Genomic DNA, 16,032 nt, shown 5'->3' on the forward strand with positions numbered 1-16,032 from the left:
CGCCACTCTCCTAACATACTTTTAACTGATGATACGTTAAGTGTAGAGAAAATGGCTAATCTGGTTCAGCTCATCCAGCGGTCTTTACGCTTGCGGCTAGGGATGATGTGCGGCAGTACCAGACCCAGGAACAGCCCTGCGCCGAGCACGCCGCCGCCGTACATAAACCACTGCATAATGATGGTGCGCTGCTTGTCGTCCAGCTGCAGGTTCGCGGCACTCACCTTCTTCTGTGCGACGATCAGCTGATTTTTAAGCTGCTGGTTCTCTTCTTTCAGGCCGTTGATCACGCTGTCGCTCTGGGCGACCTTCTGCTGCATATCGGCGGTGCGCTGGTTCCAGGTATTGTCGATATTGGTCAGCTTATCGGTCAGGGTCTTAACCTGGTTCTCCAGATCCGGCACGCGGGTGCGCAGGCTTGGCTCGCTGCTCAGCTCCTTCAACGGGATCCAGGCGGTACGACCGCTGCTGTCACGCACCTGACCGTAGTTTGAGTCCCCGTTGGTTTGCAGCAGTGCAACCTCTTCACCCGCGTTAACCGTACCCACGAGGCGATAGTGATCCCCCGGGCCGCTACGAACCCAGGTATTCAGTTCATCCGAAACGTAACGCTTTTCTTCGGCATGGGCCACGGCAGAAACGCATACAAGTAAAAACAGTCCAGTCAGGCGTAATTTAGGCATCAGCAGTCATTTGTTGTCATAAAAAAAGTGGAACGATAGTAGTGGCATCAGTCTGACGACGCAAAGGATTCGGTATCAATCAGAATCATCTGGGTCGCAAACGATCCGCACCGTGGAAATTTGGCGCAAAATACTATCTACTGACAAACATCAAGGGCGTAAGTTCGCCGAAAATTTCACTGATGTGACATAACCATAAGTACAAGGCCATGACTCAAGAGATCGAACTGAAATTTATCGTTGACCCATCCCGCGTGGATGCCCTGCGCAGCCATCTGCATACCCTGACGGATGAGCACGTTGCGCCTGCGACCCTGCTCAATATCTACTACGAGACGGCGGATAGCTGGCTGCGTAGCCACGACATGGGCCTGCGCATTCGTGGCGCACAGGATCGCTATGAGATGACGATCAAAACCGCCGGCCGCACCGTGGGCGGGCTGCATCAGCGTCCAGAGTACAACGTTGCCATTGATAAGCCGGAGCTGGATCTCAGCCGCTTCCCGGCCGAGGCCTGGCCGGAGGGAGGCCTGCCAGCGGATCTTGCCGAGCGCGTCAGTCCGCTGTTCAGCACCCACTTCGATCGTGAGAAGTGGCTGATTAACGTTGGCGACAGCCGAATTGAAATTGCGCTGGATCTCGGAGAAGTGAAGGCGGGCGAGCTGGCGGAACCGATCTGCGAGCTGGAGCTGGAGCTGCTGAGCGGCGCGGCGGAGGACGTATTAAAGCTGGCGCGCCAGCTGGTGACCCAGACCGGCCTGCGCCAGGGCAGCCTGAGTAAGGCTGCCCGCGGCTACCATCTGGCGAAAGGCAATCCGCCGCGTCCGCTGCGGGCGACGGAGATCCTGACCGTTGCGCCGAAGGCGAGCGTCGAGCAGGGGCTGGAGGCCGCGCTGGAGCTGGCGCTCTCCCAGTGGCAGTACCACGAAGAGCTGTGGGTGCGCGGCGAGAAAAAAGCGCAGGCGGAGACCCTGGCGGCTATCGCCCTGGTGCGCCACACCCTGATGCTGTTTGGCGGCATTGTGCCGCGAAAAGCGAGCGCTCGCTTACGCGATCTGCTGATCCAATCCGAGGCGACCCTGACCACCGCCGTTTCCGCCGTGACGGCGGTGTACAGCCCGGAGATCGCCGCGGCGAAGCTGGCCCTGACCGAATGGCTGGTGACGCGCGCCTGGCGGACGTTCCTTGATGACAAGGCGCAGGCCAAAATCAACGACTCGTTTAAGCGTTTTGCCGACATCAACCTGTCCCGGCACGCCGCCGAGCTGAAACGTAACTTTGCCCAGCCGCTGATGGATAAGTACCAGGATCAGCTCCCGCGCCTGGCGCGCGACATCGACAGTATGCTGCTGCTGGCGGGCTACTACGACGGCGTCCGCGCCAGAGCATGGCTGGAGAACTGGCAGGGCTTGCAGCATGCCATCAAAACCCGCCAGCGCATTGAAATTGAACACTTCCGTAACGAAGCCATTGTGCAGGAGCCGTTCTGGCTGCACAGCGGAAAACGCTAACTCAGGCAAAGGATCCCCTCATGATGCCGCTCTCTACGCCGCTTCAGCAGCACTGGCAGACGCTTATCGAACGTCTGCCGGATACACTCTCCGCCTCAACGCTCAGTGCAGAGGCGAAGTCAGTGCTCACTTTTAGTGACTTTGTGCAGGCAAGCATTGCCGCGCACCCCGAGTGGCTGACGGCGCTGGAGAGCGAGCCGCCGCAGGCAGAGGAGTGGCAGAACTATCCTGCCTGGATCAAGGCGGCGCTGGCGGAGGTCAGTGACGAAGCGTCGCTGATGCGCGAGCTGCGCCTGTTCCGCCGCCGCATTATGGTACGCATCGCCTGGGCCCAGGCCCTGCGGCTGGTGTCTGAAGAGAGCACGCTTCAGCAGCTTAGCGCCCTGGCGGAGACGCTGATCGTCAGCGCCCGCGACTGGCTCTACGATGCCTGCTGTCGGGAGTGGGGCACGCCGTGTAGCGCCGACGGCACGCCGCAGCCGCTGCTGATCCTCGGCATGGGCAAGCTGGGCGGGAACGAGCTGAACTTCTCTTCGGATATCGATCTCATCTTCTCTTGGCCGGAGAACGGGGCAACCCGCGGCGGGCGTCGCGAGCTGGACAACGCCCAGTTCTTCACTCGCCTCGGACAGCGGCTGATCAAGGTACTCGACCAGCCCACCCAGGACGGCTTTGTCTACCGGGTGGATATGCGCCTGCGCCCCTTTGGCGACAGCGGCCCGCTGGTGCTGAGCTTTGCTGCGCTGGAGGATTATTACCAGGAGCAGGGGCGCGACTGGGAGCGCTACGCGATGGTTAAGGCGCGGATCATGGGCGACAACGACGGCGTCTACGCTACCGAGCTGCGGGCCATGCTGCGTCCCTTTGTTTTCCGACGCTATATCGATTTCAGCGTCATCCAGTCGCTGCGCAACATGAAGAGTATGATCGCCCGCGAAGTGCGGCGACGCGGATTGAAAGACAACATCAAGCTGGGGGCGGGCGGCATCCGCGAGGTAGAGTTTATCGTCCAGGTGTTCCAGCTGATCCGTGGCGGCCGCGAGCCGTCGCTCCAGCAGCGCTCGCTGCTGCCGACGCTGATCGCCATCGATCAGCTTCATCTTCTGCCTGCCGGGGATGCCGACACGCTGCGGGAAGCCTACCTCTGGCTGCGTCGGCTGGAGAATCTCCTGCAAAGCATCAACGACGAGCAGACCCAGACCCTGCCGGGAGATGAACTTAACCGTGCCCGGCTGGCCTGGGGAATGGGCGTCGCCGACTGGCAGGCGCTTAGCGACACCCTGGATCAGCACATGGCCGCCGTGCGGCGTATCTTTAACGAGCTGATTGGCGATGACGATACCGACACCCAGGACGAGCAGCTGTCGGAGCAGTGGCGTGAGCTGTGGCAGGATACGCTGGAAGACGATGATGCCACGCCGGTGCTGGCGCATCTTGCGGATGGCGATCGTATCCGGGTGGTAGCGCTGATCGCCGATTTTCGCCGGGAGCTGACGCGCAGGACCATTGGCCCACGCGGTCGCCAGGTGCTCGATCATTTGATGCCGCACCTGCTCAGCCAGGTCTGCCCCCGTGCCGACGCGCCGGTGCCGCTGGCGCGGCTGATGCCGCTCCTGAGCGGAATTGTCACCCGCACCACCTATATTGAGCTGCTGAGCGAGTTTCCCGGCGCGCTCAAGCACCTGATCTCCCTCTGTGCCGCCTCGCCAATGGTCGCCAGCCAGCTGGCGCGCTATCCGCTGCTGCTGGATGAGCTGCTGGATCCCAGTACGCTCTACCAGCCGACGGCGATGGACGCCTACCGGGACGAGCTGCGCCAGTATCTGCTCCGCGTGCCGGAGGAGGACGAAGAGCAGCAGCTGGAGGCCCTGCGCCAGTTCAAGCAGGCGCAGCTGCTGCGCGTGGCGGCGGCGGATATTGCCGGTACCCTGCCGGTGATGAAAGTGAGCGATCACTTAACGTGGCTGGCGGAGGCGATGATCGACGCGGTAGTCCAGCAGGCGTGGACCCAGATGGTGGCGCGCTTTGGTCAGCCAAAGCACCTGCGCGATCGGGAGGGGCGCGGCTTTGCGGTGGTGGGCTACGGCAAGCTCGGCGGCTGGGAGCTGGGTTACAGCTCCGATCTCGATCTGGTCTTTCTGCACGACTGTCCGGCAGACGTGATGACCGACGGCGAGCGGGAGATCGATGGCCGCCAGTTCTACCTGCGCCTCGCCCAGCGCATTATGCACCTCTTCAGCACTCGCACCTCGTCGGGCATTCTCTACGAGGTGGACGCCCGCCTGCGGCCCTCTGGCGCGGCAGGGATGCTGGTCACCACCGCCGATGCGTTTGCGGACTATCAGCAGAATGAGGCGTGGACGTGGGAGCACCAGGCGCTGGTTCGCGCCCGGGTGGTATACGGCGATCCGCAGCTGAAATCCCGCTTCGATGAGATCCGCCGCACCATTCTGATGACCCCCCGCGACGGGGAGAAACTGCAAACCGAGGTGCGGGAGATGCGCGAGAAGATGCGCGCCCATCTTGGCAACAAGCACCGGGAGCGTTTCGACCTCAAGGCCGACGCGGGCGGCATTACCGACATTGAGTTTATCGCCCAGTATCTGGTGCTGGGCCACGCGTACCAGAAGCCAAAGCTGACGCGCTGGTCTGATAACGTGCGTATTCTCGAACTGCTGGCGCAGAACGACATTATGGATGAGCAGGAGGCGCAGGCGCTGACCCACGCCTATACCACGCTACGCGATGCACTGCACCATCTGGCGCTGCAGGAGCAGCCTGGCCACGTGCCGGAAACGGAGTTTGCCGAAGAGCGTGGACAGGTCAGCGCCAGCTGGCAGAAGTGGCTGCTAAAACCGTGCGCGCAAAGTTAAGTATGATATTATCGCGCGCAAATTTTGCATTTCGAGGGGACAGGAATGAAAGTAACGCTGCCAGAGTTTGAACGTGCAGGGGTGATGGTCGTCGGTGACGTGATGTTAGATCGCTACTGGTATGGCCCGACCAGCCGTATCTCACCGGAAGCGCCTGTACCGGTGGTCAAGGTCGATGCGGTTGAAGAGCGGCCTGGCGGCGCGGCGAACGTGGCGATGAACATTGCCTCTCTCGGTGCCCATTCGCGTCTGGTTGGCCTGACCGGCATCGATGACGCCGCGCGCGCGCTGAGCAAAACGCTGGCCGACGTCAACGTTAAGTGCGACTTCGTCTCCGTTCCGACCCATCCTACTATCACCAAGCTGCGCGTGCTGTCGCGTAACCAGCAGCTGATCCGCCTCGACTTTGAAGAGGGGTTTGAGGGCGTGGACCCCGAGCCGCTGCACGATCGCATTAGCCAGGCGCTGGGCAGTATCGGCGCGCTGATCCTCTCCGACTACGGCAAGGGCGCGCTGGCCAGCGTTCAGCAGATGATCGCCCTGGCGCGTAAAGCCAACGTGCCGGTGCTTATCGATCCAAAAGGCAACGATTTCGAGCGCTATCGTGGCGCAACCCTGCTGACGCCGAACCTCTCCGAGTTCGAGGCGGTGGCCGGGAAGTGTAAAAACGAAGCGGAGATCGTTGAGCGTGGCATGAAGCTGATCGCCGATTTCGATCTCTCCGCACTGCTGGTGACCCGCTCCGAACAGGGCATGACCCTGCTGCAGCCGGGCAAAGCGCCGCTGCATATGCCGACCCAGGCGCAGGAGGTCTATGACGTGACCGGCGCGGGCGACACGGTCATTGGCGTGCTGGCAGCAACGCTGGCGGCGGGCAACTCGCTGGAAGAGGCCTGCTACTTTGCAAACGCCGCGGCGGGTGTCGTGGTCGGCAAGCTGGGTACCTCAACCGTTTCGCCGATTGAGCTGGAGAACGCCGTACGCGGTCGTTCAGAAACCGGCTTCGGCGTAATGAACGAAGAGGAGCTGAAGCAGGCGGTGGCGGCTGCGCGCAAGCGTGGCGAGAAGGTGGTGATGACTAACGGCGTGTTCGATATTCTGCACGCGGGCCACGTCTCTTACCTGGCTAACGCCCGCAAGCTCGGCGATCGCCTGATCGTGGCGGTGAACAGCGATGCCTCGACCAGCCGCCTGAAAGGGCCGACCCGCCCGGTTAACCCGCTTGAGCAGCGTATGATCGTGCTCGGCGCGCTGGAGGCCGTGGACTGGGTTGTGTCGTTCGAAGAGGATACGCCGCAGCGCCTGATCGCCGGGATCCTGCCGGATCTGCTGGTGAAAGGTGGTGACTACAAGCCGGAAGATATTGCGGGCAGCAAAGAGGTGTGGGCTAACGGCGGTGACGTGCAGGTGCTCAACTTCGAAGATGGCTGCTCAACCACCAACATCATCAAGAAGATCCAGAAAAATTGATCCGGTAGGCCCGGTAAGCGTTAGCACCACCGGGCAATACCGACTACAGGGTCAGTCAATATTCTCCACCGGCGGAATAGCCGGTGCGGGTTTCACTTCGCTCGGCAGATCCTGCGCCTGAGTGGGTTCAGCCGACGCGGTGGCCGGGCGGTTCTCCAGATCGCTGATCCGCTGCTCCAGTGCAGTCAGTTTCTCACGGGTGCGCAGCAGAACCTGCGTCTGAACATCAAACTCTTCACGGCTCACCAGGTCGAGTCGCGCCAGCTGGGATTGCAGCGTCTGGCGGATCTTCTTCTCTACATCCTCGCCGAAATCACGAATGCCTTTTGGCATAGATTCATGAACCTGGCGGGCGATCTGTTCAATTTTTTTCGGGTCAATCATAGTAGTTTCCCTGAACTGGTAAGTATTAACATTAGTGTAGCGTGATTTAGTGTAACGTGGATTATGCCCTATGAAAGCACAATTGTGTCGGTGAATGGATTGCCGGAGATAATCAATAGCGTTATAGTTAATCCGCTTATTCTCAGGGCGGGGCGAAATTCCCCACCGGCGGTAAATCAGCCTGCGCTGAAAGCCCGCGAGCGCTTCACGCACGGCATCACGTCATGCATGAAGGTCAGCAGATCCGGTGTAATTCCGGGGCCGACGGTTAAAGTCCGGATGGGAGAGAGTAACGATCCAGCCGGGTTTGTGCCCGCTCACGTTATTTTTTTGCCGCTTGCGGTACTCCTAAGACTGCCCTGATTCTGGTAACCATAATTTTAATGAGGTTTTTATTACCATGAATCAGACGCTGCTTTCCTCTTTTGGCACGCCATTCGAACGTGTGGAACACGCTTTAGACGCACTGCGCAACGGGCGCGGAGTCATGGTGCTCGACGACGAGGACCGTGAAAACGAAGGCGATATGATCTTCGCCGCAGAAACCATGACCGTTGAGCAGATGGCGCTGACTATTCGCCACGGCAGCGGCATTGTCTGCCTCTGCCTGACCGAAGAACGTCGTAAACAGCTCGATCTGCCGATGATGGTGGAGAACAACACCAGCGCCTACGGCACCGGTTTTACCGTGACCATCGAAGCCGCTACTGGCGTGACTACCGGCGTATCCGCCGCTGACCGCGTGACCACCGTGCGTGCCGCCATTGCCGACGGTGCTAAGCCGTCCGATCTCAACCGCCCTGGCCACGTCTTCCCGCTGCGCGCGCAGCCGGGTGGGGTGCTGACCCGCGGCGGCCACACCGAGGCAACCATTGACCTCGTGACGCTGGCGGGCTTCAAGCCTGCGGGCGTGCTCTGTGAGCTGACCAACGATGACGGCTCTATGGCGCGCGCGCCGGAGTGCATCGAATTTGCGAAAGCCCATGATATGGCCGTTGTGACCATTGAAGATCTGGTGGCCTACCGCCGCGAGCAGGAACGCAAAGCCAGCTAAGCGCTAGCGTAATATAAAGCAAAGCCGGGCATGCCCGGCTTTGTTGTTTCTAATGTTTCGTCTGATTAGCCCGCAAAGCCGATGCTTTGCAACAGTACCAGGCTCAGCCCCATCACCGACATACCGCACAGTACGCCGTAGCTCGGGTTATTGTTGGGATCGATCTCTTTCGCCAGCGGCATCAGCTCATCTACCGACAGCGCCACCATGATCCCGGCCACCGCCGCCATGATCGCCGCCATCACCACCGGCGAAACCAGGCTGCCGAGGATCAACCATGCCAGTACGCCGCCGAGAATTTCCGCCAAGCCTGAGATCCCCGCCCACATTACCGCTTTACGCTTTGAGCCCGTGGCGGCATAGACCGGCGCTGCCACCGCCAGCCCTTCGGGAATGTTGTGCAGCGCTACCGCCAGGGCGATCCCCAGCCCCAGCTCAAGGTTGCTGCTGGCCGTCACGTAGGTGGCCACGCCTTCAGGAAAGTTGTGCAGGCTAATGCCAAGGGTGAGCAGGATCGCCGTACGCTTGATATTGCTCGGCATCGTTTTGCTGCTGGCGCGCATAAGATCCTGCGCATGGGCATGCGGCAGCAGACGATCGAGGCCGTAGTAGCCCAGCAGGCCGACAATAAACATGCCGTAGCCAAGCACCGGCGACATCCCTTCCGTACCGAGCGCGGCGGGGAGCATCTCCATTAGCGAGATCAGCAGCATAATCCCGGCGGCAAATCCCAGCGAAAAGGCCAGCACGCGGTTAGAAGGCTTCTGGCCAAGCACGCCGAGGATCGCGCCAATAAAGGTGGCCGCACCGGCTAATAAGGTCAGAATCAACGGGACCGACATTCAGAACTCCTTGTGATAATGATTCTCATTAATATTATTTAACACTGCTCCGTAAGGCGAGAGGGTAAGTCACTCTTTACGCATTTCTTACATTCAAATTATCTGATGATCTTCATCACGCTTATCTGAGTTCATCCTCTACGAGAAAAGCGTACTCTGCTTCTAACAAAATGACACTTTTTCTGAGGATATCATCATGTCTGCGTCTCGTATGCCAGCGCTGTTTCTGGGCCACGGCAGCCCGATGAACGTGCTGGAAGATAATATCTATACTCGTGCCTGGGGCAAGCTGGGGCAGACGCTGCCGCGTCCAAAGGCAATTGTGGTGATCTCCGCCCACTGGTTCACCCGTGGCACCGGCGTGACGGCAATGGAAACCCCAAAGACGATTCATGACTTTGGCGGCTTCCCGCAGGCACTCTTTGACACGCACTATCCCGCACCTGGCTCTCCTGAGCTGGCACAGCGGCTGGTGGATCTGCTGGCACCGATCCCGGTTACGCTGGACAAAGAGGCGTGGGGGTTTGACCACGGCTCCTGGGGCGTGCTGATCAAGATGTACCCGGACGCCGACATTCCCATGGTGCAGTTGAGCGTGGACAGTACCAAACCCGCCGCCTGGCACTATGAGATGGGCCGCAGGCTGGCGACGCTCCGCGATGAAGGCATTATGCTGGTGGCGAGCGGCAACGTGGTGCATAACCTGCGCACCGCGCGCTGGCACGGGGAGAGCACGCCCTACGCGTGGGCGGAGTCGTTTAATGATTACGTGAAGGCTAACCTCACCTGGCAGGGGCCGGTGGAGCAGCATCCGCTGGTGAACTATCTGCAGCACGAGGGTGGCGCGCTGTCGAACCCGACGCCGGAACACTTCCTGCCGCTGCTCTATGTGCTCGGCGCATGGGACGGCACAGAACCGGTGATAATCTCGGTAGAGGGGATGGAGATGGGCAGCATCAGCATGCTGTCGGTGCAGGTGGGCTAATAACTGAACGCCTGGTACTAAACGCCCGGTGGCACTACGCTTACCGGGCCTACGAGGTACGGCTACTCGATAAAAATGTGCGGATAGAAGCGGGAGAGATCCTGGGTGATCAACGCCCGATCCTCACGAATACCAATCCCGGCAGGTTGATCGTTGATCAGCCAGCTGCCGATCAGCACGTAGCTGTCGCCAAATTTAGGTAGCGGATAGAACTGCTGGACGATCATGCCCTCTTCACCGTAGGGGCCCTCTACCTGCTCGATAGTCTGGCCGTTTTCCACGATAGAGACGTTAGCGCCTTCCCGCGAGAAGATCGGTTTAACAACGTACTTCTCCAGCGGCGGATGGTCGTCTTCGGCAAAGTAAGCGGGCAGCAGGTTTGGATGATCCGGGAACATCTCCCACAGCATCGGCAGCAGCGCTTTGTTAGAGATAATGCTCTTCCAGGCCGGCTCCAGCCAGCGCACGCCAGCATCTTCCAGCTTGGTAGAGAAGATCTCACGCAGCATGTACTCCCACGGGTAGAGCTTGAACAGGTTGCTGATCACCTGATCCTGAAGATCGGTGAACTGGCCTTTTTCACCCAGCCCAATATCTTCGATGTAGAGGAACTCGCTGGCGACGCCCGCTTCGGCGGCGCAGTCCTGCAGATACTGCACCGTACCGCGATCTTCAACGGTATCGCGGCAGCAGGCCAGATGCAGCAGGTTAAAGCCGTACTGCTCGCGCAGCTCGCCGAAGCGCTCGATGAGCTTCTCCTGCAGGCTGTTAAACTGATCGCTCTGTGGCGGCAGCTTACCCGCGTTCTGCTGGTCTTCCAGCCAGATCCACTGGAAGAACGCGGCTTCATACAGCGAGGTCGGGGTGTCGGCGTTGTTCTCCAGCAGCTTGGGTTCACCTACGCCGTCCCACGCCAGATCGAGGCGGGAATAGAGCGACGGCTGCTGCGTCTGCCACGCCTGGCGCACAAAGCTCCAGGTGTGTTTCGGAATGCGGAATTTGGTCATCAGCTCATCGCTGGCAACGACCTTCTCCACTACCTTCAGGCACATCTGGTGCAGCTCGGCGGTGACCTCTTCAAGCTTCTCGATCTGCGCAAGGCTGAATTTGTAGTAGGCATCTTCACACCAGTACGGCTCACCGTACATGGTGTGAAAATTAAAACCGTACTCGGTCGCTTTTTCGCGCCAGTCCGGGCGCTCGTCAATAGTGACTCGTTCCATGAGGCTTAACCACCCATTGAGCGTGAAGAGGAGGTGCCAGCGGCGCTACGCTGCATAGTGGACTGCTTGGCAACCGACTCACCAAAGCCGCCGCGCGTGACCGTAGAGGTCGTGGCCGGTTTCGGGGCCAGCGCAGTTTTAGGGACGGTCGCAGTACGGCCAGGCTGGGCGGCGCCGTAGCCTTTACCAGAGGCGTCGGTGTACTGACCGTAGGCCGGGCTCGCCGGGTTACGCGAGCTAAACAGCGGCTGCTGGGCAAAGCCCGCACCGCCGCCCATCAGGCGTCCCATCATGTAGCCCGCCATCAGCGGCATCCAGAAGCTGCCGCTGCTCTGCTGGGCCTGAGCCTGGTTTTCCGGTGCCATACCCGCCTGAGCAGGTGCCTGCTGGCACTGGCCTTCACCAAACTCGGCGACGCAGTCTTCACGCGTCTTATATTTCGGCGCGGTGCGCTCGGCCTCTTTCAGGGCGTTGTTGTATGCGGTAGTACATTCGGCGCTTTTGCCTGGATTGGCCGTAGAGCAGTCGTCGGCGTTTTGATACATCGATACCGTCTCATCGCTCTGTTCGCAGCCCGCCAGCATAAACGCGGCGGTAAGGGCGAAGGCGACGGGAGTCAGATGGCGAGCGCCCCAGCTTTTGCGGAACGTCGCATGATTAATCGTTTTTGTCCGTTTCATATGTCTCTTTTAATACCCAGAGTTAAAGCGAGGTAGCTACTGCTCAGGATAGAGGATGAGTGGTCGAAATTGAAGCGCAATGAGGCGGAATGCGGGTCTGGAGCAGGGATCTTTACGTTGTCTTACGTTGAAACGGGGGCTGGTGCCCCCATCTCGTTTTTACAGCAATTTCAAAGGTGCGTGCTTAGCGTGGCAGCGCCGCGTTGAGCAGACCGTTACCATTGCCGTTGCTATCCGGGGCGCTGTTCTGCACGCGGGCGTCCTGGTCAGGCGTTGACGGGGCGACGGCTTCCGGCGTGGTGGAGACCGGTTTACCCAGGGCACCGTTCAGAGCCATCAGGTCCTGCTCGTTCAGCGTACCGAGAGCAGATTTGATGTTCAGCTGGTTAATCAGGTAGTTGTAACGCGCGCTGGAGAGCTGCTGCTTGGCGTTGTAGAGCGTAGTGGTCGCATCCAGCACGTCAACGATGGTACGGGTACCTACCGAGTAGCCTGCTTCGGTTGCATCCAGTGAGCTCTGGGCAGAGACCACGGACTGTTTATAGGCGTTGATGCTGCTGATGGAGGCGTTCACGTTGTTATAGGATGAACGTACGGTCTGCACCACGCTGCGATGAGCGGTTTCCAGCTGCTCGCTTGCACCCACAAAGTTGTACTGCGCCTGTTTCACCTGCGAGTTCACCAGGCCACCCTGATAGAGCGGCAGGGAGAAGTTCAGGCCGACCTTGTTCTGACCAATGTTGCTGTCGTCATAGGCCGCGCCCTGGGCACCGCTGGTGCGGGAGCCGCTGTAGGAGGTGTCAGAGACGCCGGAAGAGGCGGTTAAATCAAGGGTCGGCAAGTGACCATCCTGCGCCAGGCGAATCTGCTCGCGGGCCAGATCCTGGGAGAGGCGCGCCTGTAACAGGGAGAGGTTACGGCTTTCGGCCTCTTTCAGCAGGGAGTTAACCGGCTGCGGCTTGTCGGTCTGGAAGCGGTCGACGTTCAGCGATGCCAGCTCCGGATAGTAGTTGCCGGTCACCTGACGCAGCTGCTCAACGGCGTTGTCCAGGTTGTTACGGGCAGTCACTTCGTCTGCCAGCACGGTATCGTACTGAGAGCGGGCGTTCTGCACGTCGGTAATGGCAACCAGGCCCACGTTAAAGCGCTGGGTAGTTTGATCCAGCTGGCGATAGATAGCCTGTTTCTGCGCTTCGGTATAAGAGAGCGCATCGATGGCGCTTAATACGTTAAAATAGGCAGTAGCGGTATTGAGGATCAGCGTCTGCTGATCGGTCTGGAACGTTACATCCTGAATGCCTGCTGATTTCTCTTGCAGGGTCAGGGCGCGCCATTTCGACATGTCAAACAGGGTCTGCGTCAGCTGCAACGTGGCGCTGGTCGTGTTGCTATTGAGACCATTCTGGTCGCGGAAGCCGTTGCTGTAGCTGTAGTCTGCGCCTAAACCGAGCTGGGGCAGTAATGGGCTGCGCGCTTCGTTGATTTTCTCAAATGCGGCATCGCGATCCGCGGCAGATCTGCGCAGTTCAGGGTTGCTGAGACGCGCTTGCTGATAAACCTGAAGCAGGTTCTCTGCCTGACTCATCGTACTGAAAGCGGCCAGGCTCAGGCCGATAAGCATGGGGAGCAATTTCTTCATTTGCATTCCTTGTTACGAAGCTTTGTTAGCGCTAATGAAATTTAAAAAATAAGGCCGATTCTAGCAGAAAGTGTCGCTGCAAAAGGTTGGCGTTAAGTGCCATCCGGCGTTAATTTGCACCAATCTACCATATAGCATGGGAAACGGCAGTCTTACAGACTGGAAATCCATAATTTCGTCATTATTTGCCAGCAGGATGAAACCATGAAGAAACCCGAGCCATCAGCAGTGACTTTCACTAAAAATGATGTAGAAATTATTGCACGCGAAACACTCTATAACGGTTTTTTTTCTCTGAAGCGGTGGCGCTTTCGGCATCGGCTTTTTAACGGTGAGATGAGCGGGGTGGTGACGCGTGAAATTTTTGAGCGCGGCCATGCCGCCGTCTTGCTACCCTATGACCTGGCGCGCGACGAGGTGGTACTGATCGAGCAGATCCGTATTCCGGCTTACGACACCAGTGAAACCCCCTGGCTGCTGGAGCTGGTTGCTGGCATGATCGAAGAGGGCGAGAGCGTAGAAGACGTTGCCCGCCGCGAAGCCATAGAAGAAGCCGGGCTGCAGGTTGGCCGGGTAAAAGAGTTTATGAGCTATCTGGCCAGCCCTGGCGGCACCAGCGAGCGCTTATCGTTAATGGTTGGCGAAGTGGATGCCACGCAGGCCAAAGGTATACATGGCCTGGTGGACGAAAACGAAGATATTCGTGTTCATGTGGTGAGCCGGGAACAGGCTTACCAGTGGGTTGAAGAGGGGAAAATAGACAACGCCGCGTCGGTCATCGCCCTGCAATGGCTGCAGCTGCACTACGAAAAGTTGAGAACTGAGTGGAAAAAATGAAGCGTTATACACCTGACTTTCCTGAAATGATGCGCCTGTGCGAAACCAACTTCGCCCAGCTACGCCGCCTGCTGCCACGCAATGACGCACCCGGCGAAACAGTGAGCTATCAGGTGGCCAATGCGCAATACCGAGTAACGATTACAGAATCAACCCGCTACACTACGCTGGTGGAGATCGTGCAGACAGCACCGGCGATCAGCTACTGGAGCATGCCGTCGTTAACGGTACGCCTCTATCACGATGCTATGGTCGCTGAAGTGTGTTCAAGCCAGCAGATCTTTCGCTTTAAAGCGCGGTATGATTACCCAAATAAAAAGTTGCACCAACGCGACGAAAAGCATCAAATTAATCAGTTTCTGGCCGACTGGCTTAGGTACTGTTTAGCACATGGAGCAATGGCGATTCCGGTTTGTTAGCATCGTGAAACCTACCTAAGGACACCATTTGGAAAGCCTGTTAAACCTGAATCTGGCGGGTGAGGCCAGCATCAGGATCTTACAAATAACCGATACTCACCTGTTTGCCGAAAAGCATGAAACGTTGTTAGGGGTCAATACCTGGGAGAGCTATCAGGCGGTATTGGAAGCCATCCGGGCCGAGCAGCGTCACTGCGATTTAATCGTCGCTACCGGCGACCTGGCACAGGATCACTCTGCTGCGGCCTATCAGCACTTTGCTGAGGGGATCGCCAGCTTCGACGTGCCCTGCGTGTGGCTGCCCGGCAATCATGACTTTCAGCCCGCCATGTACAGCGCGCTGCAGGAGGCTGGCATCTCGGGTGCCAAGCGGGTCTTCGCTGGCGAGAGCTGGCAGATACTGCTGCTCGACAGCCAGGTGTTTGGCGTTCCACACGGTGAACTGAGTGAGTTTCAGCTAGAGTGGCTGGAGAAAAAGCTGGCAGAGGTGCCGGAGCGCTATACCCTGCTGCTGCTGCATCACCACCCGCTACCGGCGGGGTGCAGCTGGTTGGATCAGCACAGCCTGCGTAACTCGCAGGAGCTGGACAACGTGCTGGTGCGCTATCCCCGGGTAAGGCACCTGCTGTGCGGCCATATTCATCAGGAGCAGGATCTCGACTGGAACGGCCGCCGTCTGCTGGCCACGCCGTCGACCTGCGTCCAGTTTAAGCCGCACTGCGCCAACTTTACCCTGGATACCATCGCGCCGGGCTGGCGCTGGCTGGAGCTTAACGCCGACGGCACGCTGCATACCGAAGTCAGCCGTCTGCAGAGCAGCCGCTTCAGTCCGGACACGGCATCGGAAGGCTACTGATGGCGACGCTTCTTTATCTACACGGGTTTAACAGCTCACCACGCTCGGCAAAGGCCGTGGCGCTACAGCAGTGGCTGGCGGTGCACCATCCACAGATTGAGATGGTGGTGCCGCAGCTGCCGCCCTATCCGGCGGATGCCGCCGAGCTGCTGGAGTCGCTGGTGCTGGGGCACGGCGGCGAGCCGCTGGGGCTGGTGGGCTCCTCACTCGGCGGCTACTATGCCACCTGGCTCTCCCAGTGCTTTATGCTGCCAGCGGTGGTGGTGAATCCGGCGGTGCGTCCGTTTGAACTGCTGGCCGATTATCTGGGCCGCAACGAGAACCCCTACACCGGACAGCAATATGTGCTAGAGTCACGCCATATTTACGATCTCAAAACCATGCAGATCGATCCGCTGGAGGCAGCAGATTTAATCTGGCTGCTGCAGCAAACGGGTGATGAAGTGCTGGATTACCGTCAGGCCGTTGCGTACTACGCCTCGTGCCGTCAAACGGTTGAAGAAGGCGGAAACCATGCCTTTGTGGGCTTTGACGATCACTTTTCACAGATTATCGATTTCCTCGGGCTGCACTGAG

At 59.0% G+C, this 16,032-nt stretch carries 15 protein-coding genes and 1 riboswitch; of the genes, 9 read left to right on the forward strand and 6 right to left on the reverse strand.

From position 1 onward, the window contains the following. Positions 1-65 precede the first annotated feature (65 nt). The gene (locus NR795_RS18465) at positions 66-683 is read right to left on the reverse strand and encodes a TIGR04211 family SH3 domain-containing protein (protein WP_042390297.1); all 618 of its coding nucleotides are present in this window, start codon (positions 681-683) and stop codon (positions 66-68) included. A gap of 209 nt (positions 684-892) precedes the next feature. Here NR795_RS18465 and NR795_RS18470 point away from each other — a divergent pair, with 209 nt between their 5' ends. The 3 genes from NR795_RS18470 to hldE are packed head-to-tail and all read left to right on the forward strand — an operon-like array spanning position 893 to position 6,537. Continuing rightward, a complete protein-coding gene (locus NR795_RS18470) occupies positions 893-2,194 on the forward strand; it encodes an inorganic triphosphatase (RefSeq protein WP_222889538.1) in 1,302 nt (433 codons plus the stop codon). A 20-nt stretch (positions 2,195-2,214) separates the two neighbouring features. After that, positions 2,215-5,067: a bifunctional [glutamate--ammonia ligase]-adenylyl-L-tyrosine phosphorylase/[glutamate--ammonia-ligase] adenylyltransferase gene (gene glnE, locus NR795_RS18475; RefSeq protein WP_257758987.1), complete on the forward strand. Its 2,853-nt coding sequence runs from the start codon at positions 2,215-2,217 to the stop codon at positions 5,065-5,067. A gap of 45 nt (positions 5,068-5,112) precedes the next feature. Further along, positions 5,113-6,537, forward strand: a complete 1,425-nt coding sequence (gene hldE, locus NR795_RS18480) for a bifunctional D-glycero-beta-D-manno-heptose-7-phosphate kinase/D-glycero-beta-D-manno-heptose 1-phosphate adenylyltransferase HldE (RefSeq protein WP_144817573.1) — start codon at positions 5,113-5,115, stop codon at positions 6,535-6,537. 51 nt (positions 6,538-6,588) lie between these two features. Here the strand turns inward: hldE and NR795_RS18485 are convergent, their stop codons facing one another. Further along, positions 6,589-6,921, reverse strand: coding sequence for an accessory factor UbiK family protein (locus NR795_RS18485; protein WP_144817574.1), 333 nt, complete (start codon positions 6,919-6,921; stop codon positions 6,589-6,591). Between the two features lie 134 nt (positions 6,922-7,055). After that, positions 7,056-7,216, forward strand: a riboswitch (FMN riboswitch). A gap of 105 nt (positions 7,217-7,321) precedes the next feature. Between NR795_RS18485 and ribB the strand changes: the two genes are divergently transcribed. Next, the gene (gene ribB / locus NR795_RS18490) at positions 7,322-7,975 is read left to right on the forward strand and encodes a 3,4-dihydroxy-2-butanone-4-phosphate synthase (protein ID WP_257758988.1); all 654 of its coding nucleotides are present in this window, start codon (positions 7,322-7,324) and stop codon (positions 7,973-7,975) included. Positions 7,976-8,040: 65 nt separating this feature from the next. Here the strand turns inward: ribB and zupT are convergent, their stop codons facing one another. Further along, on the reverse strand, positions 8,041-8,817 hold the full coding sequence (gene zupT / locus NR795_RS18495) for a zinc transporter ZupT (protein WP_042390307.1): 777 nt from the start codon (positions 8,815-8,817) through the stop codon (positions 8,041-8,043). Between the two features lie 196 nt (positions 8,818-9,013). Between zupT and ygiD the strand changes: the two genes are divergently transcribed. After that, positions 9,014-9,802, forward strand: a complete 789-nt coding sequence (gene ygiD, locus NR795_RS18500; RefSeq protein WP_257758989.1) for a 4,5-DOPA dioxygenase extradiol — start codon at positions 9,014-9,016, stop codon at positions 9,800-9,802. A gap of 62 nt (positions 9,803-9,864) precedes the next feature. On the opposite strand, the gene NR795_RS18505 is transcribed toward ygiD, so the two are convergent. The 3 genes from NR795_RS18505 to tolC all read right to left on the reverse strand — a co-directional run bounded on the left by NR795_RS18505 (position 9,865) and on the right by tolC (position 13,344). Further along, positions 9,865-11,025, reverse strand: coding sequence for a glutathionylspermidine synthase family protein (locus tag NR795_RS18505; protein WP_257758990.1), 1,161 nt, complete (start codon positions 11,023-11,025; stop codon positions 9,865-9,867). Between the two features lie 5 nt (positions 11,026-11,030). After that, positions 11,031-11,705, reverse strand: coding sequence for a DUF1190 family protein (locus tag NR795_RS18510; RefSeq protein WP_144817578.1), 675 nt, complete (start codon positions 11,703-11,705; stop codon positions 11,031-11,033). A gap of 184 nt (positions 11,706-11,889) precedes the next feature. After that, positions 11,890-13,344 carry an outer membrane channel protein TolC gene (gene tolC / locus NR795_RS18515; protein ID WP_257758991.1) on the reverse strand — a complete coding sequence of 485 codons (1,455 nt, stop codon included), beginning with the start codon at positions 13,342-13,344 and terminating at the stop codon, positions 11,890-11,892. Positions 13,345-13,548: 204 nt separating this feature from the next. On the opposite strand from tolC, the gene nudF reads away from it, so the two are divergent. Genes nudF through yqiA form a run of 4 tightly spaced genes read left to right on the forward strand, consistent with a single transcriptional unit; the run spans position 13,549 to position 16,031 of the window. Continuing rightward, positions 13,549-14,181, forward strand: a complete 633-nt coding sequence (nudF, locus tag NR795_RS18520) for an ADP-ribose diphosphatase (protein ID WP_257758992.1) — start codon at positions 13,549-13,551, stop codon at positions 14,179-14,181. Next, positions 14,178-14,600 carry a DUF1249 family protein gene (locus NR795_RS18525; protein ID WP_042390317.1) on the forward strand — a complete coding sequence of 141 codons (423 nt, stop codon included), beginning with the start codon at positions 14,178-14,180 and terminating at the stop codon, positions 14,598-14,600. Before nudF ends, NR795_RS18525 begins: the two co-directional genes overlap by 4 nt. A gap of 28 nt (positions 14,601-14,628) precedes the next feature. Continuing rightward, on the forward strand, positions 14,629-15,456 hold the full coding sequence (gene cpdA / locus NR795_RS18530) for a 3',5'-cyclic-AMP phosphodiesterase (RefSeq protein WP_144817581.1): 828 nt from the start codon (positions 14,629-14,631) through the stop codon (positions 15,454-15,456). Further along, complete coding sequence (gene yqiA / locus NR795_RS18535) at positions 15,456-16,031, forward strand: esterase YqiA (RefSeq protein WP_238082980.1); 576 nt, start codon at positions 15,456-15,458, stop codon at positions 16,029-16,031. The genes cpdA and yqiA overlap by 1 nt, the downstream gene beginning before the upstream one ends. Position 16,032 lies beyond the last annotated feature (1 nt).

The organism is Pseudescherichia sp. L3, from assembly GCF_024656065.1.
Classification (GTDB): Bacteria; Pseudomonadota; Gammaproteobacteria; order Enterobacterales; family Enterobacteriaceae; genus Pseudescherichia.